At 67.9% G+C, this 22,447-nt stretch carries 21 protein-coding genes and 1 pseudogene; 11 read left to right on the plus strand and 11 right to left on the minus strand.

All coding sequences use genetic code 11. From position 1 onward, the window contains the following. The first annotated feature begins 212 nt into the window (after window positions 1–212). Window positions 213–2,186 carry a pentapeptide repeat-containing protein gene (locus G3M62_RS20015; RefSeq protein WP_165190212.1) on the plus strand — a complete coding sequence of 658 codons (1,974 nt, stop codon included), beginning with the start codon at window positions 213–215 and terminating at the stop codon, window positions 2,184–2,186. Between the two features lie 10 nt (window positions 2,187–2,196). Here G3M62_RS20015 and G3M62_RS20020 read toward each other — a convergent pair whose 3' ends face one another. Beyond that, a complete protein-coding gene (locus G3M62_RS20020; RefSeq protein WP_165190214.1) occupies window positions 2,197–2,460 on the minus strand; it encodes a hypothetical protein in 264 nt (87 codons plus the stop codon). 244 nt (window positions 2,461–2,704) lie between these two features. Here G3M62_RS20020 and G3M62_RS20025 point away from each other — a divergent pair, with 244 nt between their 5' ends. Then, window positions 2,705–3,451, plus strand: a complete 747-nt coding sequence (locus G3M62_RS20025) for an electron transfer flavoprotein subunit beta/FixA family protein (RefSeq protein WP_165190216.1) — start codon at window positions 2,705–2,707, stop codon at window positions 3,449–3,451. Beyond that, a complete protein-coding gene (locus G3M62_RS20030) occupies window positions 3,451–4,392 on the plus strand; it encodes an electron transfer flavoprotein subunit alpha/FixB family protein (protein ID WP_165190218.1) in 942 nt (313 codons plus the stop codon). Before G3M62_RS20025 ends, G3M62_RS20030 begins: the two co-directional genes overlap by 1 nt. Window positions 4,393–4,466: 74 nt before the next feature. Here G3M62_RS20030 and G3M62_RS20035 read toward each other — a convergent pair whose 3' ends face one another. Both G3M62_RS20035 and G3M62_RS26790 read right to left on the minus strand, forming a co-directional pair. Continuing rightward, window positions 4,467–4,679 (minus strand): hypothetical protein, encoded by a 213-nt coding sequence (locus G3M62_RS20035; RefSeq protein ID WP_165190220.1) that lies wholly within the window; start codon window positions 4,677–4,679, stop codon window positions 4,467–4,469. A gap of 74 nt (window positions 4,680–4,753) precedes the next feature. After that, window positions 4,754–4,885, minus strand: coding sequence for a hypothetical protein (locus G3M62_RS26790; protein ID WP_281360069.1), 132 nt, complete (start codon window positions 4,883–4,885; stop codon window positions 4,754–4,756). Window positions 4,886–5,016: 131 nt separating this feature from the next. Between G3M62_RS26790 and G3M62_RS20040 the strand changes: the two genes are divergently transcribed. Next, window positions 5,017–5,895, plus strand: a complete 879-nt coding sequence (locus G3M62_RS20040; RefSeq protein ID WP_165190222.1) for a LysR substrate-binding domain-containing protein — start codon at window positions 5,017–5,019, stop codon at window positions 5,893–5,895. Window positions 5,896–5,930: 35 nt separating this feature from the next. Beyond that, window positions 5,931–6,656 carry an alpha/beta fold hydrolase gene (locus tag G3M62_RS20045; RefSeq protein WP_165190224.1) on the plus strand — a complete coding sequence of 242 codons (726 nt, stop codon included), beginning with the start codon at window positions 5,931–5,933 and terminating at the stop codon, window positions 6,654–6,656. Window positions 6,657–6,662: 6 nt separating this feature from the next. On the opposite strand, the gene G3M62_RS20050 is transcribed toward G3M62_RS20045, so the two are convergent. From G3M62_RS20050 to G3M62_RS20060, 3 genes are all read right to left on the minus strand, one after another. Further along, window positions 6,663–8,759 (minus strand): DUF3857 domain-containing transglutaminase family protein, encoded by a 2,097-nt coding sequence (locus tag G3M62_RS20050; RefSeq protein WP_165190225.1) that lies wholly within the window; start codon window positions 8,757–8,759, stop codon window positions 6,663–6,665. Between the two features lie 65 nt (window positions 8,760–8,824). Further along, window positions 8,825–10,213: a glycoside hydrolase family 47 protein gene (locus G3M62_RS20055; protein ID WP_165190226.1), complete on the minus strand. Its 1,389-nt coding sequence runs from the start codon at window positions 10,211–10,213 to the stop codon at window positions 8,825–8,827. Between the two features lie 40 nt (window positions 10,214–10,253). Beyond that, window positions 10,254–10,895 (minus strand): carboxymuconolactone decarboxylase family protein, encoded by a 642-nt coding sequence (locus G3M62_RS20060; protein WP_165190227.1) that lies wholly within the window; start codon window positions 10,893–10,895, stop codon window positions 10,254–10,256. 248 nt (window positions 10,896–11,143) lie between these two features. Here G3M62_RS20060 and G3M62_RS20065 point away from each other — a divergent pair, with 248 nt between their 5' ends. From G3M62_RS20065 to G3M62_RS26410, 3 genes and pseudogenes are all read left to right on the plus strand, one after another. Then, a complete protein-coding gene (locus tag G3M62_RS20065; protein ID WP_165190228.1) occupies window positions 11,144–12,022 on the plus strand; it encodes a 3-hydroxybutyryl-CoA dehydrogenase in 879 nt (292 codons plus the stop codon). Between the two features lie 285 nt (window positions 12,023–12,307). Further along, window positions 12,308–13,162, plus strand: a pseudogene (locus tag G3M62_RS20070) (sulfatase-like hydrolase/transferase); the annotation flags it as partial. A 346-nt stretch (window positions 13,163–13,508) separates the two neighbouring features. Continuing rightward, entirely contained in the window at window positions 13,509–13,817 is a 309-nt protein-coding gene (locus G3M62_RS26410) for a hypothetical protein (protein WP_205691913.1), read from the plus strand. Between the two features lie 152 nt (window positions 13,818–13,969). Here G3M62_RS26410 and G3M62_RS20075 read toward each other — a convergent pair whose 3' ends face one another. Next, window positions 13,970–14,806: an alpha/beta fold hydrolase gene (locus G3M62_RS20075; protein WP_165190229.1), complete on the minus strand. Its 837-nt coding sequence runs from the start codon at window positions 14,804–14,806 to the stop codon at window positions 13,970–13,972. A 201-nt stretch (window positions 14,807–15,007) separates the two neighbouring features. On the opposite strand from G3M62_RS20075, the gene G3M62_RS20080 reads away from it, so the two are divergent. Further along, window positions 15,008–15,691 (plus strand): hypothetical protein, encoded by a 684-nt coding sequence (locus G3M62_RS20080; protein ID WP_165190230.1) that lies wholly within the window; start codon window positions 15,008–15,010, stop codon window positions 15,689–15,691. A gap of 122 nt (window positions 15,692–15,813) precedes the next feature. Here G3M62_RS20080 and feoB read toward each other — a convergent pair whose 3' ends face one another. Beyond that, complete coding sequence (gene feoB / locus G3M62_RS20085; protein WP_165190231.1) at window positions 15,814–17,688, minus strand: ferrous iron transport protein B; 1,875 nt, start codon at window positions 17,686–17,688, stop codon at window positions 15,814–15,816. A 4-nt stretch (window positions 17,689–17,692) separates the two neighbouring features. Then, window positions 17,693–18,016 carry a FeoA family protein gene (locus G3M62_RS20090; protein WP_165190232.1) on the minus strand — a complete coding sequence of 108 codons (324 nt, stop codon included), beginning with the start codon at window positions 18,014–18,016 and terminating at the stop codon, window positions 17,693–17,695. Window positions 18,017–18,220: 204 nt separating this feature from the next. On the opposite strand from G3M62_RS20090, the gene G3M62_RS20095 reads away from it, so the two are divergent. Then, window positions 18,221–18,871: a hypothetical protein gene (locus tag G3M62_RS20095; RefSeq protein ID WP_246263341.1), complete on the plus strand. Its 651-nt coding sequence runs from the start codon at window positions 18,221–18,223 to the stop codon at window positions 18,869–18,871. A gap of 180 nt (window positions 18,872–19,051) precedes the next feature. After that, window positions 19,052–20,311 carry a flagella assembly cyclic-di-GMP phosphodiesterase TipF gene (gene tipF / locus G3M62_RS20100; protein ID WP_165190233.1) on the plus strand — a complete coding sequence of 420 codons (1,260 nt, stop codon included), beginning with the start codon at window positions 19,052–19,054 and terminating at the stop codon, window positions 20,309–20,311. Window positions 20,312–20,323: 12 nt separating this feature from the next. Here the strand turns inward: tipF and G3M62_RS20105 are convergent, their stop codons facing one another. Next, on the minus strand, window positions 20,324–20,692 hold the full coding sequence (locus tag G3M62_RS20105; RefSeq protein WP_165190234.1) for a hypothetical protein: 369 nt from the start codon (window positions 20,690–20,692) through the stop codon (window positions 20,324–20,326). A 66-nt stretch (window positions 20,693–20,758) separates the two neighbouring features. Then, window positions 20,759–22,351, minus strand: a complete 1,593-nt coding sequence (locus G3M62_RS26795) for a TonB family protein (RefSeq protein WP_165190235.1) — start codon at window positions 22,349–22,351, stop codon at window positions 20,759–20,761. Window positions 22,352–22,447 lie beyond the last annotated feature (96 nt).

Here is a 22,447-nt window from a genome sequence, read left to right on the forward strand (position 1 = left end):
CGAACCTCTCCTGCCCCCTCACGCTTCACGTCGTCTTTTCGCCATCGACCCGACGCGAAGCGCTGACACGGGTCGGATGCACCGACACGTTGGCGGTCAGCATGGGGAGCTCAGCCGGGGTCCGATAGAGCAGCCCGAAAAGCGTGCCCTTGACGGCGATTCAACCTAAAGAAAACCCATAACGACGTCGCGCCCGCCCCGGAGACCCGATCTTGGCCGACTACCAGCCGCGCGACCTGAACGCCCTGGAGAAGGCGGTCAACGACGCCGCCGGCAAGGTATCGGTGCTCTGGACCAGCTTCACCGTGTTGGGCCTGTATGTGGTGATCACCACGGCGTCGGTGACGCATCGCGACCTATTGCTGAACACGCCGATCCGGATGCCGGTCCTGGCCGTGGACCTGCCCGTGAACGGCTATTTCGTGGTCGCGCCCCTGATCTATTTCGTCTTCCACCTGTACCTGTCACTGCAGTTGCTGCTGCTGACCCGCAAGGTCGACACCTTCCAGATGGTGCTGAGGCGCACGGCGCAGTTGGAGGCTGATCGCGTCATCGCCCGCCAGCGGCTGGACGCCTTTCCGTTCGTCCAACTGATGGCTCGAGAGGATCGAACCGATCGCAGCCCATTGCGGATGCTGCTGGTCCTGATCTGCGCCATCACCGGAACCCTGGCCCCGCTGCTGGTCCTGATCCAGCTGCAGCTGGCCTACCTGCCCGCTCATCAGGCCTGGATTACCTGGCTGCAGCGCGGCTGCATCGCCATCGACCTGCTGCTGGTCTGGGCGGTGTGGATCAACATCGGGCCGGACACCGCCCCCACGCGTCGACGGATCCTGCGCGCGGTCGCCGCCCTGCCCACCTTGGCCGTCCTGATCTTCAGCGTGGGCCTGGCGACGTTTCCCGGCGAGATCGTCTACGACAACGTCGTGGCCCGTGCGCTCGACGCCGGCATGGCGGCGATGACGGCCGACAAGGTGAAGCTGTCGCGGCTTCTGTTCGAGGGGGATTTCGACGCCGCCAGCGCGCGGTCCACGAGCCTGTTCGCCAACCGCCTGATGCTGGCCGAAGCCCGCCTTTCGGACCCCGCCAAGCCCCTGTCCCTACGCGGCCGCGACCTGAGCAACGCGATCTTCCGTCGCGCCGACCTGCGCGGCGCCGACTTCAGCGGCGCAAACCTGACCGGAGCTTCCTTCATCGAGGCCAAACTGCAGAGCGCCTGGTTCGGCTGCATCTGGATGGAGCATCTCAACGACGACGAGCCGCCGCCCCACGACGCCGTCTGCGCCCGCCTGCCGTCGGCCAACTTCCAGAACGCGTCCCTTCAGGGCGCCGCATTCCAGCATACCCTAATGCAAGGCGCGCGCTTCCAGGCGGCGGACCTGCGCGGCGTCACTTTCGCGAAGGCCGATCTGAGTTCGGCTGACTTCTCGCTGGCTCGGGCGATAGGAACGCAATTTAGGGCCTCCGACCTGACCGCCGCCAACTTTGGTTACGCCAAACTTTGGGGCGCCGACCTGGCGGCGACCGTCCTGCGAGGCGCTTCGTTCAGTAACGTCGAGGCGCAAGGCGCCGATTTCAGCCTGGCGACCCTGGACGGCGCGGTTTTCCAATCCGCCAGACTCAACAAGGCGACCTTGCCTGACGACAACGGCGGCGCACTCTTCGTCGACGTCGATGCGACCTCGCAGATGACGCTGTCGCCCGGAGAGACGCCGGTGACCAGCGACCTGTTTCGCGCCCTCGAACCAGCCCAGAAGAGCGACCTCGCCAAGATCAAGGCCGCGGCGATCATCGGCGTCGAAAATCCCCCGGTCGCCGCTCACATTCAGCAGCGCTTGGACGCGCTGGCGCCGAGTTTTCCGCCGCAAAAGCCGTACAGGGGCTTCATCGTCGACAGTTCACACCTGCCGACAACGCCGGCCTTCGAGCGCGCGAAGATCCTCGATCGGCAGGCCGCGATCGTCCGCGAGGTGCTTTGCTCACCACGATCCAATCGCCACGTGGTCCGAGGCCTGATCAACAACCAGATGGTGTTGCGGCTGGTGGACAAGAACGGAATTTTGAAGGGTCCGCCCCTGACGAACCGCTCTTGTCCGGGCCTCGAGGGCTGGACCGCGCTCGATTTCAGACGCCTGTCCGGAATGCGGAGAGATCTGGCCGACCGCGCCGCGCTGGGCCTGAAGTAAGCGCCCCGCCCTACTTCGCCGGCTTGCTCGCCGACGGGCCTTCCATCTTCTTCGGATCGGTGTTGATCGGCGGCACGTTGAGCGGGCGGTGGGTCAGGGTCTCGATCGGATAGATCGTGCCGCACTTCATCCACTTGCCCGCCCAGGCGCCGCCGCGCGCGTCGCAACGCGCCTTCGGCCAGACCCAGAGGTAGTGATAGGCGAAGACGCCGACGCAGGCGGCCAGGAAGATGCCGAAGAAAGTCCACTGCAGGCGGGTGATGTTGCTCTTCATGAGCGCCTCATACTGGCCCGTCGCGAGGCTGGCCAGAGGCTAAAGCGCGCGGGGCTGCACCCGCGATATCGCCAGCTTGAGTGTGCAGCGCAGCAGACGCGCGGCGGGAACTGTCCTACGATCGTTTGACTGCCCCGGGCGATATTGCATTACGCTTACGTCAGGGGAAACTTGCAAACCTGCGTGGACGCGGTAATGCCCTCCCCGCAGGCAGGAAAAACTAGCCAGGAGGCGGCGTAGACCGATGAAGGTTCTGGTCCCGGTCAAACGGGTTATTGATTACAACGTGAAGGTCCGGGTGAAGCCCGATCAGACCGGCGTCGACCTGGCGAACGTCAAGATGTCGATGAATCCCTTCTGCGAGATCGCGGTCGAGGAAGCTGTCCGTCTGAAGGAAAAGGGCGTCGCCACCGAGGTGGTGATCGTCTCGATCGGCCCGGCCCAAGCCCAGGAAACCATCCGCACGGCGCTGGCCATGGGCGGCGACCGCGGCGTCCTGATCACCACCGACGCCGATCCCGAGCCCCTGGCCGTCGCCAAGCTGCTGGCGGCCGTGGTCGCCGAGGAAGCGCCCCAGCTGGTGCTGATGGGCAAGCAGGCCATCGACGGCGACAACAACGCCGTGGGCCAGATGCTGTCGGCCCTGCTGGGCTGGCCGCAAGCCACCTACGCCTCGGCCCTGGAAGTTTCGGGCTCGACCGCCAAGGTCACCCGCGAAGTGGACGGCGGCCTCCAGACCCTGGACGTCGACCTGCCCGCCGTGGTCACCGCCGACCTGCGCCTCAACGAGCCGCGCTACGCGTCGCTGCCCAACATCATGAAGGCCAAGAAGAAAGAGATCGCGCAGAAGACCGTCGCCGACTACGGCGTCGACGTCGCCCCGCGCCTCAAGGTCGTCAAGGTCGCCGAACCGGCCAAGCGCTCGGCCGGCGTCAAGGTTGAGACCGCCGCCGACCTCGTCTCCAAGCTCAAAACCGCGGGGGTGCTGTAATGGCCGTTCTCGTCGTCGCCGATAACGACAACGCGCACCTGCGCGATGGCACCCACAAGACCGTCACCGCCGCCCTGAAGCTGTCGGGCGACGTGGACATCCTGGTGCTGGGCAAGGGCGTCGCCGGCGTCGCCGCCGAAGCCGCCAAGATCGCCGGCGTCCGCAAGGTGCTGGTCTCCGAGAGCGACGCGCTGGGCCATGGCATCGCCGAGGCGCAAGCCGACGCGGTGCTGGCCGTGGCCGGCGCCTATGACGCCATCCTGGTTCCGGCCACCTCGGGCGGCAAGAACTTCGCCCCGCGCGTCGCCGCCAAGCTGGACGTCGCCCCGATCAGCGACATCGTCGAGGTCGTCTCGGCCGACACCTTCACGCGCCCGATCTATGCCGGCAACGCGCTGGAGACCGTCCAGACCTCGGACGCCAAGAAGGTGATCACCGTCCGTCCGACCGCCTTCCCGGCGGCGGGTGAAGGCGGCTCGGCCTCGGTGGAAACCGTCGGCGGCGCCGACGCGGCCAAGACCCGCTTCGTCAGCGAAGAGATGGTCAAGTCCGACCGTCCGGAACTGGCCGCGGCCAAGATCGTCGTCTCGGGTGGTCGCGCCATGGGCTCGGCCGAAGAGTTCCAGAAGGTGATCGAGCCCCTGGCCGACAAGCTGGGCGCCGCCGTCGGCGCCTCGCGCGCGGCGGTCGACGCGGGCTACGCCCCCAACGACTACCAGGTCGGCCAGACCGGCAAGGTCGTCGCCCCGGCGCTGTACATCGCCATCGGCATCTCGGGCGCCATCCAGCACCTGGCCGGCATGAAGGACTCCAAGATCATCGTCGCGATCAACAAGGACGCCGACGCCCCGATCTTCCAGATCGCCGACTACGGCCTGGTGGCCGACTACAAGTCCGCCGTGCCCGAACTGATGGACGCCCTGACGGCGGCCGGTAAGTAAGACTTTCGTCGCAAGGCGAAGACAGGAAAGGCCCGGGAGCGATCCCGGGCCTTTTTCTTTGGTTCCTCCCCGCTTCACGGGTGAGGAGCAGATTCCGCGCGATCGCGCCGCGCCCCAGCCTTGGCCTTGCGCCAGATTCGGCGCGCGACCCAGACGAAGCCGAGGGCCAGGGTCAGGGTTCCGAACAGGTTCACGCAAACCGCGTGGCCCATGTTCCAGCCCGTATAGTGGGTGACGACCCCGCCGATCCACCAGATCGCCCAGCACAGATAGAACGCCGGCTTCATCACGCCTCCAGGCAGCATGACGAGGAAAGCGCGGAGGCCGGCCAGGCTGTTCCATGGGTGACCGGCGCGGGCCCTCAGCGCGGGCTGTGGATCGGCACGCTGGCCGACCATACGGCGTCACCGTCCTTCAGCGGCGGGCCAACCTTGTCAGCGGTGGCGACAAGGAGCGAGACGACGGCGACGCCGGCGATCAGAAGCAGTTTCATCGAAGCACCTGTGAGCATGAGTGTCGGCCGCACCGGCCTTGCTCAGCTAATTTGGCTCGACGGGCCGCGATTTACGAACGATGGTATCTGCGCCGGCTTGTGAGCCAGACTAACGACCCCAATTGGTATCCATGCGCCTGCCGCCGTTCCTGACCCTGACCGCCCTGGAGGCCGCCGCCCGCCATCGCAGCTACAGCCGCGCGGCCCGCGAGCTGTTCGTCACCCACGGCGCGGTCAGCCAGCAGATCCGCAAGCTGGAGGACGAACTGGGGACCAAGCTGTTCGTGCGCCAGGGCAACGCCATGGTCCCCACCGCCACGGGCCAGCGCCTGGCCGACCAGGTCACGGCCGCCCTGGCCACCCTGCACGCCGGGGTCGACGACGCCCGGCTGGCGGCGCGCGGACCGCTGGTGATCAGCAGCAGCGCCGCCTTCGCCAGCCGCTGGCTGGTCACCCGCCTGGAGCGGCTGGCGCGCGAGACCGACGAGCCCGACCTGATCGTCCGCGCCGAGGACCGGGTGGCCGACCTGACCACCGACGGCGTCGACATCGCCCTGCGCTTCGGCTGCGGGGTCTGGCCCGGCGTCGAGGCCGCCACCCTGATGATCGAGCGGATCTTTCCGGTCTGCAGTCCCGACTTCCTGGTCCGCCACCCGATCCGCGAGGCCCGCGACCTGCTGGACGTTCCCCTGCTGCGCCATGTGGGCCTGCCATGGTCGATCTGGCTGACGGCCATGGGCGTGGACGAGGCCCCGCGCCAGCAGGGCCTGGGCTTCGAGGACACCGCTCTGATGCTGGACACCGCCGCCCACGGCGTGGGCGTGGCCCTGGCCCGCAGCGGCCTGGCCGAACGCGACCTGCGCGAAGGCCGCCTGGTCCGCCCCTTCGCCGGAGAAGTCAGCGTCGAGACCGGCAATCACTTCGTCTGGCGCGCCGACAGCCCCAAGCTGGCGCGGATCCTCAAACTGCGCGACTGGTTCCTGGCCGAGACGGCCGAGCTGCGGACCTAGCCGCCCACATCCTGACCTTACCTCCCGGAGATCTCATGCCCTTCGTCAGCCACCGCGGTCAGCGGATCCACTACACCGTCGAGGGTTCCGGCCCGCTGGTGGTGCTGCAGCACGGCCTGTTCATGGACGCGGCCAGTTGGAAGGCCAACGGGATCATCGACGCGCTGGCGGGTCGTCACCGGGTGGTCTGCGTCGACTCCCTGGGCCACGGGCTCAGCGACAAGCCGGCCGAGGCCCGGCTCTACGACCAGGACCAGCGGGCCGGCGACCTGGCGGCGGTGATCGACGCGCTGGGTGAGGATCGCGCGGCCGTGTTCGGCTATTCGATGGGCGCCTGGATGGCCGTGGGCCTGGCCAAGCACTATCCGCACAAGATCTCGTCGCTGATCGTCGGCGGCTGGGACCTGGTCAACGGCGTGCCCAAGACCCCCCAGGGGCCGCTGACCTTCGACCTCTTCATGGCCTTCGCCCGCGCCACCGCCCCGGCCCTGGTCGCCTGGGTGACACCGGAGATCGAACCGGCCATGCGCGCCTGTTTCGACACCCTCGCCCAACTGGACGGCGCGCCCGAGGCGGTGCTGAGCGGCGACTTCCCGGTGCTGCTGTGGGACGGCGCCCAGGACCCCTACCACGCGCCGATGCAGGCCTTCGCGGCGGCCAACGGCCTGCCGTTCCTGTCCAGCGAAGGCGGCCACGTCCCGGCGATCGAGACGCCGGGAGCCGAGACGGTGGCGGCGCTGGCGGCGTTCCTGGACGGGTAGCCGCCCCTACTTCGCCGCCTTGGCCGAAGACGGCGGAGCCTCGGCCGGCGCTGCACAAGGGGCGGCGGAACTCGACCAGTCGATGGCGTCGGGATCCTTCGCGCCGAACGCGGGCGCGCCGGCCACGGGCTTTTGACCGTAGGCCTTGACCAACTTGGCCGGTCCCTCGAAGACCGACGAGATGTTGTTGTCGAACGTCGGCAGCGCGTCGTTCACCGCCTGGGCCTCGGCCGCGGTGATTTCGGGCGTGTAGACGCGGCGGCTCATCACCGTGCGCATGACCCCGTCCCGCAGCTCGACCTCGCGCCAGTAGTCCACGCCGCCCAGCCGGCGGTTGACCGGCTCGGCGAGCGAGGTCCACGCCCGCTTGGCGCCGGGCGGCGGCAACCGGATCGTCGTGACCCAGCACTTGTAGCGCGGATAGTCGGTCAGCCACGGCGCGGTCTGATCCTGCTCCTTGGGGCGCTTGTTTTCGTTGGGCGGCGTGAAGCCGGCGCCGGGGATGTCGAGGCTGTGGCCCTCGGCGGCGTCGCCTTCCCAGTCCGGCTTGCCCTCGCCCTCCATCAGCAGCACCAGCGCGCCCTGCGCTTCGTCATAGCGCCAGCTGACCGTCTCGGGCTCGACATTGGTCATCGACCTGCGCCAGAAGGCCTTCTGCTCGCGGACGGCGTCGTCGGCCGCCAGCCCGGCCAGGGCCGTGCGCATGTTCGCCACCCCGTCGCCGCGCAGCACCTGCTGGGTCCTGTAGCGGGCCGGCGCCGAGAAACCCTTGCTGGCGTCGATCGCGATCACCTCGACCAGTTGAGGCGTGGCCGGGGGCGCGGTCGGGACCGGCTCGAGATCGACCGCGCCCGCCCGCACCGGCAAGGCCCAGCGGAAGCTCGGCGGCGGCAGGGTCGCCAGCCGGTCGCCCATCCGGGTTCCGTCCAGCCAATAGGCGCGTCCGTTGATCGTCGCGCGGACCACCACATGGTTGAACAGCGTCGGGTTGGGCAGGCGCTCGTTCAGGCCGTCGCCGCCGGCCGCGTTGCCCAGCACCGGCTCGGCGGAAATCCCCAGTTCGCGCAGCAGGGCGATCAGCAGCACGGTCTTGGCCTTGCAGTCCCCGAAGCGGCGGTTCCAAGTCTCGTCGGCGGTCGCGGGCCGGAAATTGCCGCCGTCCAGGCCCACATAGACGTAGCGAATGCGATCCTGGACCAGCCGCAGCGCCGCCTCGGCCCGGGCCGCCGGATCGCTGGTCGCCTGCGCGATCTTGCGGGCTTCGTCCCGGACGGGCGAGGCCGACGCCAGGGTCGAGGCCTTGTCGAACAGCGGCTGGATGTGATGGGACACGTCGGCCCAGCTGGCGAAACCCGAATACTCGATCGTTCGACGCAGGTTCATGCGCGACGGCGCGCCGTCGGCGACGATGGCCGATTTCGGATCGCGCACCTCGTAGACCAGCGCGTTGCGCCCCTCGCTCGCGACCGGGGACAGAGCCCCCAGGTCGGGCGTCGCGCGCCACTGCACCGGCCGGCCGTCGGGCCAGACCAGGCGCATGCGATAGGCGCCCAGCTGTCCGGCCGACGGGATCTGGATCACGCCGTACGAACGGTCGCCCAGGGTGGGATCCTTGCGACGGATCGTGGCCGCGAAGACCAGCTCGTCGCCCACCTGCAGGCCGGGGGTCTGCAGCACCGCCGTCATCTGGCCGTCCAGCATGGCGTAGTCGAGGTTGTCCTCGCGCTGGATGACCTGGAACCTGTTGTCGGCCAGCACGTCGATGACGCGATCACCGCGATAGATCTTCAGCGTATGGACGAAGAGATCGTCGGACCCGGCGTTCCACGCCGCGCGCGTATTGCCCAGCGCCAGCGCCTCGGGCGTCAGCAGTTTGACGCGGTAGGAGACGAACATCTCGTCGCCGTCGGGGCCTAGTCGGGTCTGCAGATCGTTGTAGATCACGCGCACCGGCGCGCCCTCGGGCGTGGGCGCTTCCGTCGGTGTCGGCGCGGGAGCTGTCCAAGCCGGAGGCGGCCCATACTGCACCTGCTTGGACGCCGCCTGCGCGGACCCAGCCGCGAGCAGGATCGCGGCCGCCGAAACACCAATACGCTGAAACATCGAACTTCCCCCGAAGCGCCACCATAGCGTTCGGTGCGCCGCCCGCAATCGTCAGGCGTTGCGGATCAGACCTTCCGGAACCCCCGCAGCACATTGGCCTCGGTGCTCAGCTGCAGCGTCGCGTAGTCGATGCGGGGCGTGTCGGAGAACAGCAGGTAGTAGTATTTCATCTGCTCGGACCACCAGTAGCCGGGGCAGTTGTCGCCCTGGGTCATCGGCCGGGTGGTGATGTCCTTCAGGGCCGTGTAGCCGAAGGCCGCGCGGCTGGTGGCTTTCATTTCCCGATAGTGGATCGCGGCCAGCTGGCGATAGCGCGGGTCGCGGTCGAGCAGCCACAGGTTCAGGCAGGCGTCGGGATATTCCGGGCGCAGGCCGGTGTGCTTGCGGCGCGGCTGGCCGGTGGTGACGTCGATCGATTCCGGGATCACGCCGTAGGTCGCCTGCAGATAGGTGAACGAGGCCAGGTAGTCGTCGCCCTGGGCCTTGCGGCCGACCTGACCCAGCAGGCCGGCATAGTAGGCGGCCAGCTCGCTCTGGGCCGTGGAGGTCACCGCCCCGGTCTCGAAGTCGACCATCGGGAACCACAGCCGGCCGCCATAGCGCTTGGCCTGGTGGGCCAGCTGGGCGTCGACGCACTCGACCGCCCAGCGCTTGCAGTCGGCGTCGCCGAACAGCGCCCAGGCGTCCCACAGGTACTCGTAGAAACTGTCGGCATACACGTCGATGCTGGCGTTGCGGCTGGTGAAGTCGCCGGTGACGGCGTGGATGTTGGCGGCCATCAGGCCGATCTTCGAGCGGCGGTCCAGGGCGTGGCGCATGGCTCGCTTGGCCATGTCGAAATACTTGCGCTCGCCGGTCAGCTGGCTGAGCACGCCGAACTCCGACAGATAGGTGCCGATCTCGGCCAGGTTGGTTTCCGGATCGCTGACCGCCCCGGTGCGCAGGTTCACATAGCGATACGGCAGGCCGTGGGGCGAGGCCTCGAAGGCCTTGGCCAGGCGGTCGGCCAGGTCGCGGGCCTTGGCCAGCAGCACGGGATCGCCGCTGGCCAGGTGGGCCGACAGCAGGCCGCCGACCAAGCGGATATTGGTCTCGAAGACCTGGGCGTTTCCATCGACGTCGAAATCCAGGCTGGTCTTGACCCAGTCGACCCCGGCCTGGAACTCGGCGTCCAGCCCCATGATCCATAAGGTGTCCAGCGCCTCGACCAGGGACAGGCCCAGGTCGTGACCCTCGACGAAGAACGACGACGAGGTTCCGCTGACCGGGTTGATCTCGTCCTTGCCCCAGGCCTTGGCGACATAGCCGCGCCAGGCCCACTGGAACTCGGACCGGACATCGGCGGCCAGGGTCTTCCAGTCTTCGGGCTTGGCCTGCGCGGCGAAGGCCGGAGCGGCGGCGGCCGAGGCGACCAGGGCCAGGGCGTGGCGACGGGAGGGGCGAAGCAGGGTCATGCGACGAGCTTAGGCGCTCGCCTCAAACCCTGTCATCCGATCACCGCCGGCCAAGCCCCGGATTGGTGTCGTTCAGGCGGATGCGCAGGGCGTTCTGGACCAGGGCGGTGGCGACGTACTGGCCCACCATGATCGGAAACTCGATCAGTTGCGCCTCGTCCCAGGTCGCGGCCAGCGCCGCCCAGGTCTCGTCGCTGATCGCCTGCCGGGACAGCAGTTCCTCGACGCCGCTCAGGACCGCCGCCTCGTGCTCGCTCCAGCCCGGCGCGGCCGAGCCCTGGGTCACGCGCTCGACCTCGTCCGTGGTCATGCCGTAGCGCTTGGCGATCACCACGTGTTCGCCCCACTCGTAGGGCGCGCGCAACAGCCAGGCGATGCGCAGCACGGCCAGCTCGCGGTCGCGCGGCGACAGCCGACCGGTGAACAGGGTCGTGCCCATCTCCATCTGGCGTCGGAAGACCTCCGGATGCTTGGCGACGGTGCGGAAATAGGCGTCGATCTCCACAGGCTGGTAGGCGCTGATCGAGGCCAGGATATCGGTGATCAGCGCTTGCAGGTCTTCGCCCACTTCGTCGTTCGCCAGCGGCTCGATCCGCTGCGGCCGGCCGTTGATCTCGGCTTGGCGGGCGGCCAGCGCCGCCGCGTCCCAGCCGCCACGCGCGTCGATAAGCGACCCGTCCATCCGCTTCCCCTTGGTTGTTTCCGTGACCATAGCCGCCCGTCAGTCCGCCGCCACCTCACCGGACGAACATCGCGCCGAGGCGATGTTCGCGCCCTCGAACCGGTCGCCTGGCAACGGTTTGCGCTGCGTCGCAGCAAAGCCTTGGCGAGTGTGGGGTTGCTCGTGCTAGAAAAGCGGGCATGAACTCGGGCCGGGCGAGCAACGCCCTGCCCCGCCTCGAACAAGGCCCACCAGCAAGGCTTGTCTGAATGACGGATATCAAGACGGTCGGCGTGATCGGCGCCGGCCAGATGGGGTCGGGGATCGCGCATGTCGTCGCCCTGGGCGGCTATGACGTGCGTCTGCACGACGTCTCGCGCGAGCGCATCGACGCCGGCCTGGCCCTGATCGAGAAGAACCTGGCCCGTCAGGTGGGCCGCGGCCTCATCGACGAGGCCGCCATGAGCGCGGCCCTGGCGCGGATCAGCCCCGCCGAGGACCTGGCCCTGATCGGCGCCACCGACATCGCCATCGAGGCCGCGACCGAGAACGAGGAGATCAAGAAGGCGATCTTCCGCAGCCTGCAGCCGCACCTGGGCGCGAACACCCTGCTGGCCTCGAACACCTCGTCGATCTCGATCACCCGGCTGGCCAGCGCCACCGACCGCCCCGAGCGGTTCATCGGCCTGCACTTCATGAATCCCGTCCCGCTGATGAAGCTGGTCGAAATCATTCGCGGCATCGCCACCGACGTGCCGACCTACGAACGCGCCGTGGCCTTCGCCAAGTCGCTGGGCAAGATCACGTCCAACGCCGAAGACTTCCCCGCCTTCATCGTCAACCGCGTGCTGGTGCCGATGATCAATGAGGCGATCTACACCCTGTACGAGGGCGTGGGCACGGTCGACGCCATCGACACCGCCATGAAGCTGGGCGCCAACCATCCGATGGGCCCGCTGGAGCTGGGCGACTTCATCGGCCTCGATACCGTGCTGAGCATCATGAACGTGCTGCACGAGGGCCTGGCCGACAGCAAGTACCGCCCCTGCCCGCTGCTGGTGAAGTACGTCGAGGCCGGCTGGCTGGGCAAGAAGGCCGGCCGCGGCTTCTACGACTACCGCGGGGATGTGCCGGTCCCGACGCGGTAAGCAACGCACCCTGGCGCAGCAGCCGGGCGTTCGACGCCGTGCATCCTCGCCCTTCGACAGGCTCAGGATGAGGACCACTCATAGGCCCCGGCATTCGAAAACCTCATCCTGAGCTTGTCGAAGGACGAGGTTTTTTCGCTCCCGGAAGCGGAGGGTGATCACCCCAGACTAGCCTGCGGAAAGCGCGGGCTGGAAAATCGGGGATTCGGCCGATGTCGCGCCAGGATCGACCACCGGATAGTCGCCTCGCGCGCCCCGGCCCGTGGGCGTCCGACGGAGGCGACCATGCCCAACGGCAAGCCCAACATCCTGTTCATCATGGCCGACGACATCGGCTGGTTTAACGTCAGCGCCTACAACCTTGGCCTGATGGGCTACAGGACGCCCAATATCGACAGCATCGCGCGGGACGGCGCGCTGTTCACGGACTTTTATGGACAGCAGAGCTGCACCGCCGGCCGGGCGGCCTTCATTACCGGCCAGTCGCCGATCCGCACCGGCCTGACCAAGGTCGGCATGCCGGCCACCGCCCAGGGCCTGAGCTTCGAGGATCCCTCGGTCGGCCAGTTCCTCAAGTCCTTCGGCTACGCCACCGGCCAATTCGGCAAGAACCATCTGGGCGACCGCAACGAGCACCTGCCCACGGTCCACGGCTTCGACGAGTTCTTCGGCAACCTCTACCACCTGAACGCCGAGGAGGAGCCCTACTACGAGAACTATCCCAAGGACCCGGCCTTCCGCGCCAAATACGGGCCGCGTGGGGTGTTGAAGTGCAAGGCGACCGATGCGGAGGACGCCACCGTCGATCCGCACTTCGGCAAGGTCGGCAAGCAGACCATCGAGAACACCGGCCCCCTGCCCAAGGAGCGGATGGAGACGGTGGACGAGGAGTTCCTCGAGGCCGCGCTCGACTTCATCGATCGCAAGACCACGGAGAACCAGCCCTGGTTCTGCTACTTCAACCCCACGCGCATGCACGTGTTCACCCACCTCAAGCCGGCATCCAAGGGCAAGACGGGGCTGGGCGTCTATCCGGACGGCATGGTCGAATTGGACGGCTATGTGGGCCAGTTGCTCGACAAGCTGAAGGCGCTGGGGATCTCCGACGACACGGTCGTGGTCTTCACCACCGACAACGGCGCCGAGGTTCTAACCTGGGCCCGACGGCGGCGCCACGCCGTTCCGGGGCGAGAAGGACACCAACTGGGAAGGCGGCTGGCGCGTGCCCTGCGTGATCCGCTGGCCCGGCGTGGTCGAGAAGGGCCGGATCATCAACGACATCGCCTCGCTGCAGGACTTCATCCCCACCTTCGCGGCCGCCAACGGCGAGCCCGACCTCGTGGAGAAGGTCAAGAAGGGTTACGAGATCGACGGCAAGACCTACAAGGTCCACCTCGATGGGTTGAACCTGCTGCCTTTCCTCAAGGGCGAGGAGGAGGAATCGCCGCGCAAGGGCTTCATCTACTGGAGCGACGACGGCGAATGCATGGGCCTGCGCATGGGCCGCTACAAGATCGTCTTCGCCGAGCAGCGTAGCTCGGGCCTGGACGTCTGGCGCGAGCCCCTGTCGCCAATGCGCATCCCTAAGTTCTTCGACCTGCGGGCCGATCCCTTCGAGCGGGGCGAGGACAGCTTCAAGTACAATGACTGGTTTCTGGAGCAGAACTACTTGCTCTACGCCGCGCCGCCGTTGCTGGCCGAGTGGCTGGAGAGCTTCAAGGCCTTCCCGCCGCGCGCCAAGTCAGCCAGCTTCAGCATCGACCAGGTCGTCGAGGCGCTGATGCCGAAGACTTAGGGGCCTGATCCGGCTTCAGCGAAAACCTCATCCTTCGACAAGCTCAGGATGAGGTCTTCTACTGACCAAGCCTGCACGTGGTCCTCATCCTGAGCTTGTCGAAGGACGAGGACCACGCACGGTGTTTGAAGTGTCGATCTTGAGCGCGAGCCCTACGCCTTCACGAACGCCAGCAGATCCTTGTTGATGACGTCGGCATGGGTGGTCGCCATGCCATGCGGGAAGCCGGGATAGGTGATCAGCTTGCCGTTCTTGAGCAGCTTGATCGCCTGGCGGGCCGAGGCGTCGATCGGCACGACCTGGTCGTCCTCGCCGTGCAGCACCAGCACCGGCACGTCGATGGCCTTCAGGTCGGCGGTGAAGTCGGTCTCCGAGAAGGCGGCCACACAGTCGTAGAGCGCCTTGACGCCGGCTTGCATGCCCTGGCGCCACCAGTTGTCGATCACGCCCTGGCTGACCTTCGCGCCCTCCCGGTTGAAGCCGTAGAACGGGCCGGCGGCGACGTCGCGGAAGAACTGGGCGCGGTCGAAGGCCGTGCCGTTGCGGAAGCCGTCGAACACTTCCAGCGGCAAGCCCAGCGGGTTGGCCTCGGTCTTCAGCATCAGGGGCGTGACCGCCCCGACCAGCACCGCCTTGGCGACCCGGCCGGCCTCGGCGCGGGCCACATAGTGGGCGACTTCGCCGCCGCCGGTGGAGTGGCCGATGTGGATGGCGTTCTTCAGGTCCAGGTGGCGGGCCAGTTCGATGACGTCGGCGGCGTAGGTGTCCATCTCATTGCCGACATCGGTCTGGGTCGAGCGGCCGTGGCCGCGACGGTCATGGGCGATGACGCGGTAGCCCTGGCCCAGGAAGAACATCATCTGGGCGTCCCAGTCGTCGGCGCTGAGCGGCCAGCCATGGTGGAAGACGATCGGCTGGGCGGTCTTGGGGCCCCAGTCCTTGTAGAAGATTTCAGTGCCGTCCTGGGTGGTGACGTAGCCGCTGCTCATGATTGTTTTCCTTGTCGCTCTAAGGGTTTGCGAGGGGCGGCTGGCCGTCGCTCGCTGTTTGCCAAGCCAAGATGGACGCGACCGATTGCCGCAGATATAGAAATGATCGAAACCTATAGTTTCTAAAATCGTACTATTGAGACGCGGTCGCCACGCTCACAAACCCGTGTTACGCAAGCTTCACCTCTGGGGGAGCCGGTCGTGCGCAATCTCTATCTCGCCTTCGTGCTGGCGTTCGCCGTCATGCTGCTGGGGTTCTGGCCCAGTTTCACGGGCGCGTTCGGGCCGCTGGATCCGATGCGCGAGGCGCACGGCGCGCTGGCCGTGACCTGGATGGCCCTGCTGGTGGTCCAGAGCTGGCTGATCGGCCATGGTCATAACCGCGCGCACCGTTGGATGGGGCGGACCGCCCTGGTCATCGCGCCGGCCCTGATCGTCAGCGCCTTCGTGGTGATCCACGACATGCTGGGCCCGCACTCGCACTTCAGCCGCGAGCTGCGCCTGATCCTGGCCTGGATCGACATCTGGTCGCTGCCGCTGTTCGGCCTGCTGCTCGTGCTGGCCCTGGTCTATCGGCGGACCATGTTCCTGCATTCGCGGTTCATGGCCTCGACCGTGTTCATCGCCCTGATCCCGGCCCTGGGACGCCTCTACGGCATGAACATCCCGGCGCTTCATGGCTTGGCCGGGGCGCTGGATCCCAGCTTCTGGACCGTGGAGGCGGTGCTGGCGGGCCTGGTCGTGCGCGACGGCCTGAGCGGGCGCTGGGCCACGCCCTGGTGGCTGACCCTGGGCGCGCTGGTCGGCCTGCAGCTGACCATGTTCCACGCTCCGCACTGGCCGTGGTTCCTGGGCGTGGCGCGGTGGATGGGGCTGTCGAGTTAGACCCGCCGTCGAACGCGGGTCCGCCCTCGTCCTTCGACAAGCTCAGGATGAGGTCTACTTTGCGAGGTCGGCATTCGAATTCCTGATCCTGAGCTTGTCGAAGGACGAGGAGTTCGAGCCCCCTACCCCGCCCCCATCGCCACGGCGACATGGTAGGTGACGAACGAGGCCAGATAGGCCAGGCCGGTCATGTACAGGAACATCACCGTCGGCCAGGTCCAGCCGTTGGTCTCGCGCTTGACCACGCCCAGGGTCGCCGCGCACTGCGGGGCAAAGACGTACCAGGCCAGGAACGACAGGGCCGTGGCCAGCGACCACTGGTGCGACAGCAGGGCGCCCAGGTTGGTGCCGGCCTCGTCGTCGCCGCCCACGGCGTAGACCGTGCCCAGGGCCGCGACGGCCACTTCGCGAGCCGCGAAGCCGGGGATCAGGGCCACGGTCATCTGCCAGTTGAAGCCGATGGGCTGCATGACGGGCGCGATCAGGTGCCCGATCCGTCCAGCGAAGCTGTAGTCGATGGCCGGTCCCGTCGCGCCCGCCGGCGGATAGGGGAAGGTCGACAGCACCCAGACCAGCACCATCAGCGGCAGGATGATGCGGCCGGCGCGGTTGAGGAAGATCTGGGCCCGGGTCCACAGGTTCATCAGAACGTTGCGCGGCTCGGGCCAGCGATAGGTCGGCAGCTCCATCATGAACGGCTCGACCGTGCCGCGCCAAAAGATCTTGCGGATCACGAACGACACGATCAGCGCGCTGACGATGCCCGAGGCGTAGAGGCCGAACATCACCAGGCCCGGCAGGCTGAGCACGCCCCAGACCTTGGTGTGGGGAATGAAGGCGGCGATGATCAGGGTGTAGACCGGGATCCGCGCCGAGCACGTCATCAGCGGGGCCACAAGGATGGTGGTCAGCCGGTCGTGCTTGTTGTCGATCACCCGCGTCGACATGATCCCGGGAATGGCGCAGGCGAAGCTGGACAGCAGCGGGATGAACGCCCGGCCATGCAGGCCCGCCCCGCCCATGATCTTGTCCATCAGGAAGGCCGCGCGGGTCATGTAGCCGCTGTCTTCCAGCACCAGGATGAAGAAGAACAGGATCAGGATCTGAGGCAGGAAGACCAGCACGCTGCCCACCCCGGCGATCAGGCCGTCGGTGATGAAGCTGCGCAGCAGGCCGTCCGGCAGCACGCTCCCAATCGCCCCGCCCAGCATCGTGAAAGCCGCCTCGATCAGGTTCATGACCGGCTCGGCCCAGGTGAACACCGCCTGGAACATCACGAACAGCAGCACGCCCAGGATCAGCAGGCCGCCGACAGGGTTCAGCAGCACGGCGTCGACCTTGCCGGTGATGGTGTCGGGACGCTCGGCCGGACGCACGCAGTCCTTGACGATCCGCTGGGCCTCGCGGTGGGCGGCGCGGATCTCCGAGGCGGTCGGCTCGCGCCAGACGTTCTCGTGCTGGCCCTCGTGGCTGAGCGCCAGGGCGTCGGCCTTGGCGACCAGTTCCTCCAACCCGCGCTTGCGGGTGGCCACGGTGGTGACGATCGGCGCGCCGATCTCGGCCGACAGCCGCTCCAGGTCGATGCGCAGGCCCTGGCGCTGGGCGATGTCGAACATGTTGAGCGCCAGCACGAACGGCCGGCCCACCTGCTTGAGCTCCAGCACCAGGCGCAGCACCAGCCGCAGGTTGGTGGCGTCGGCCACGCAGATGACCACGTCGGGCGGCGTCTCGCCGGCCAGCTTGCCCAGCACCGCGTCGCGGGTGACCACCTCGTCGGGGCTGCGGGCGCGCAGGGAATAGGTGCCGGGCAGGTCCAGGATGTGCGCGCCGCGACCGCCGGGCAGGGTCAGCACGCCTTCCTTCCGCTCGACGGTGACGCCGGCGTAGTTGGCGACCTTCTGGCGGCTGCCGGTCAGGGCGTTGAACAGGGCGGTCTTGCCGGAATTGGGATTGCCGACCAGCGCGAGACGCGCGGGTCGCAGGGCGGCGTCGGTCAAGACTTCAGGCCTCTTCGAACTGGACGGTGACGGCGGCGGCCTCGCGGCGGCGCAGGGCCACGCGCATGTCGTCGATGCGCACGGCGATGGGATCCTTGCCGAACAGGCCCTCGTGCAGCACCTCGAACGCGGCGCCCTCCACGAAGCCCATCTCCAGCAGGCGACGCTCCAGTTCCTCCGGATCGATCGACTCCGACCGCCCGGTCTGGCCGCCGACCCGCACGATCACGCCGCGCTGGCCCTTGCGGGCCAAGCTCAGCGGGCTCTCGCCGGCGGCGAGGGCGAAGGGCTCGGCGATTTCGGGGGTCAGGCTGAGAGCGTCGGACATGGTCGCACCGGAAAAACTTGCGAACGATTATCAGTCCAAGGTCACGCTGTCATGTCCGGAATAGGGCGCTGCTGCGCGCGTCGAGGTCGCGGCCGCGTCGCGACAAGCACACTTAAAAATGGCTCGTTACATTGACTCAACTTTTGCGGCATGCGGAAGCTTGGGTCGTGAACTGTCGAGCTTCCCAAACAGAAGGAGGTGCTAGTGCGCGTTTCCAGCATGACGACGAAGAACGATCCCGGCCTCGCCAGCACGAGCCGCCGAGCCCTGGTCGCCTCGGCCTTCGCCCTGGCCGCCATCATCGGAACGCCGGCCTGCGCCCCCGCGGATCCGCACGGCGGCGATATCACCGAGCCGGAGGTGCGCGCCGCGGGCAGGGCCTGGGGCGACGCCCTGGTGGCCATCTCCCTGGCCTATGAGAGCGGCGGCATCGACAAGGCCAGGCCGCTGGCCAGCACGGTCATCGACAAGGCCTACGGCTACAATCTGGGGCCGGTGCTGTTCAAGCCGACCCTGACCCAAGCGCCCCAGACCTTCCGCCTCACCAAGGAGGGCGCCCTGGCCTATTTCGTCGGCCACGACCCCAACTATCCCAACGACGACGGCTTCGCGCTGAAGGGCTGGCGCAAGGTCGAGATCCGCGACGTCGGTCTGCAGATCAACGGCAAGGTCGCCAACACCATGGGCAACGTCATCATGACCGACAAGGACGGCAAGGTGACCACCGTCGACAAGACCTGGACCTTCAAGAAGGACGACCAGGGCGTGGTGCGCATCATCCTGCACCACTCCTCGCTGCCCTATACCGGCCCGACAAAGCCGGAGCCGGTTCCCACGCCGGGGCCCAACCCCTAGGCCGCCTCCCCGGATCGTCACCGTCGCCGCCTCTGTTCGCGACCCGACCCGTCTCGTCGCGCGTTCACGAACAGATGATTTGTGGTTAAGGCGCGGCGTAATGGCTCAGAGTCGTTAATCTGTTCGACTCACGGCCAGCGCGACTCGCATACTGAGCTTGACGATTCGTAGGGACCTCGAATGCGAAGGCTGATGCTGGCGCTGCTGACCGGCGCCTATCTCTGTCTGTCCTTGGTGATCTCCCTGGCCCTCTGGCGCATGGGAGCGGCGCCGGCTGTCGGCCTGGCCGCCTTCATCGGCGCCATGGGCCTGTGCTTCGCCATCCACGGCGTGATCGCGGGCGTCCTGCAGGGCGCGGCCCTGCGCGTCGACATCGAGACCATCCGCGAGGCCCACGGCATCCTGCTGGAGCAGGTCGAGAAGGTGGACGCCCGCATCACCGGCCTGCTGGAGACCGTCGCCGACGACGCCCAGAAGCGCTCCGCCGAACTGACCAGCGAGGTCCACCAGTTGGAAGACCTGGTCGTGCGCATGAGCGAGCGGCTGGAGCACCAGCTGACCTATCAGGTCGAGGTGGCCCGCGCCGAGCCGCGCGGCCGCTCGCCCCAGTCCACCGCCCTGATCGAGACCGTGCAGGACGCCCTGGCCGAGAACCGCGTCGACCTCTACCTGCAGCCGGTGGTCAGCCTGCCCCAACGCCGCACCGTCTTCTACGAAAGCTTCTCGCGCCTGCGCGACGAGACCGGCCGCGTGATGATGCCGGCCGAATATCTGGCCGTGGCCGAGCCCGAGGGCCTGACCGCCGCGATCGACAACCTGCTGCTGTTCCGCTGCGTGCAGATCGTCCGTCGCCTGGCCAAGCAGGACCGCAAGGTCGGGATCTTCTGCAACATCTCGCTGGCCAGCCTGGCCGACGAGGTGTTCTTCGCCCAGTTCCTGGAGTTCCTGCAGGTCAACAAGGACCTGCACGGCGCCCTGATCTTCGAACTAGGCCAGGCCGCCTTCAACGACCGCGGCCCGGTCGAGGCCCGCCACATGGCCCGCCTGGCCAGCCTGGGCTTCCGCTTCAGCCTCGACAAGGTCACGGACCTCGACCTGGACTTCCAGGACCTGGCCCGCGCCGACGTCAAGTTCCTGAAGATCGGCGCCACGATGATGCTGGAGCAGCTGGAAGAGCAGGACGGCAAGCTGGTCATCGCCTCGCTGCCCGACCTCAACGCCGAGGATTTCGCCGGCCTGACCCGTCGCTACGGCATCGAGGTGATCGCCGAGAAGGTCGAACACGAGCGCCAGGTCGTCGACGTGCTGGAGCTCGACATCGGCTACGGCCAGGGCCACCTGTTCGGCGAGCCCCGCGCCATCCGCGACTCCATCATCGCCGAGGCCGATCCCCCCCAGGACTTCATGCGCGGCGCCCTGCGCCGTCGGGCCGGGCGGTAGGCCAGGCGCGCTCTAGACGACAGGCCCTCCGGTCCGCGCCGGAGGGCTTTTTTGTGCGTCGCCCGCGCTCCATTGCGTTCCGCTGGAATATTCGAAATTGACCCCGGCCCCGGCGGCGGCCTTGCCCAGGGCGATCAGATCGCCGGCGGGCAGGCCCTTGGGCTTGTTGAACGCCGCGCGCTCGCGACCATCGGGCAGCTTCTCGACGTGCGATTGCACCGGCGCCTCCAGCAGCCTGTGCTGGGCGATCAGCGCCTCGACCTTGTCGGGCGGCCCCTCCAGCACGACGCTGGTCGAGCTGGAGCTCTGACCGCAGGCGGCCAAGCCGCCGGCCGTCACCAGGGCTAAGACCGCCACAATGGAACAGAACGATCGGGTCATGGCGCGCCTCGTCATGCGGAGGGGTGAGCTTGGACCTGGCGCATGGCGACGGCAACCACCGCCCCGCTAGCGCGGCGTCTTGAAATTGATCGGGATCGGCACCGGCTCGTGCGTTGAGGCGCCATCGATCGTTTCGTCGGCGCCCAGAAACTGCCCGCTCAGCTTCAGGGCCGCGTCGCCGAAGCCGTAGTCGAGCGGGCTCTCGGACACGACCTTGCAGCCCTCGGGCCTGCCGTCCACCAGGCCGGCGCATTCAAGCGCGACCCGGCCATTGACCTCCATCCGCGCGGCGCGGTCGGGGTAGTAGCGGGCGATGTCGCGCGGGACCGAGAGGCCCGTCAGGGGCCGGTAGTCGATCACGCCGGGCGCGACGACCGGCGGCTTGGGCTCGCCGCCGAGCAACGCCACCTGCTGGGACGGATCGAGCGTGTAGCGCATCTCCAGCACGTAGCCGATGGTCGAGCGCCCTTCCTCGGTCCAGAGCTGCGCCGTAAGACCGGCGGCGCGCTTCAGGACCTCGTCGCGCACGACCGGATCGACCGGGTCCAGCACCTCGCAGGCCTCCAGGCCGCCTTGTTCGGCGACGCGGCACTTCACCCGGGCCTCGCCCTGGACGGCCGCGCCGGCCGCGTCCAGCACCGGCGTGTAGCGCTGGCCTCGCAACCAGGCGGGCACGACCGGCGACGGTCCGAACGCGACCACCACCCCGACCTTGCCCGGAGAAGCCTTGGGGTCGGGCGCGGCCAGATGGAACAAGGGGCCCAGTTGCTGGGCCGCCGCCGAGAACCCCTCGCCGGGGACCGACTCGGCGACCGTCGCGCAGGCCTCCAGCCCGCCGGTCTTGCCGACCGTGCAGTTGAGACGCACCTGGCCCTCGATCCCGCGGCTCAGAGCGGCCGGCGGATAGGCGGCCATGACCTGCTGCGGCGTCGGCGCGGCCAGCCATCGGCGTTCGGCCCGGACGGTGGAGTTCTCGAACGGCCGGCACCACGAGTCACAGACGAAATCGACCCGCACCGGGATGGACATGACCGCCGGCTTGCCGGCGCGCAGGGCCGGCTGGTAGCGGAACAGCGGAGTCAGGCTCAGGGCGGCCGCGCCGAAGCCGTGATCGCGGCCACGTTCCTTGCCGACCGTGCAGTCCTTGAGACGTCCGTCCAGCGCCACGACGCACCAGAGCTCGGCCGCCCCCTCCGTGCCGGTGAAGCGCGCGGCGCGCGGCCAGGCCGCGTAGAGAGCGTCCATCGACGGCTGCTCGAGCGGCAGCGGCAGGACGTACTCCACGCCGCCCGCCCGAACCGTCCGCGCCTTGGGCAGGGTGAAGGGAATGGTGATCGACCGAGGCTGGCCGTAAATCGGCGGCCCCTTGGACGAGGGGGCCGCCTCATAGCGCCGCGCGATGGCCAGGGCGGCGTCGCCGAACCCCTCGCCGGCCGGCGTCTCGGACACCAGAGCGCAGTTGGAGATTCGGCTGGCGCCGTCGCAGCTGATCGTCACCTCGCCTTCCAGGCCCTTGGCCTTGGCCCCGGCGGGATAGGCTTCGAAGATCTCGTCGCCACGCAGGATGAAGTTCGGGGCGCCGGTCCCTTCCTGGGCCGCCGCCGTCCCGCCCAGCCAGACCAGGACGGCCGCCGCCACGGCGCTCAAATGCTTGATCATCCCGTCGCCCCCGCACACGCGCCCGCAACCTAGGGGGTAAGCGCCGGCGCGCCAAGAGCGGTCAAGGTTCACCGACGGTCTGGACAGACGCCGGCG

Origin of the sequence: Caulobacter soli, from assembly GCF_011045195.1 — a bacterium.
GTDB lineage: Bacteria > Pseudomonadota > Alphaproteobacteria > Caulobacterales > Caulobacteraceae > Caulobacter > Caulobacter soli.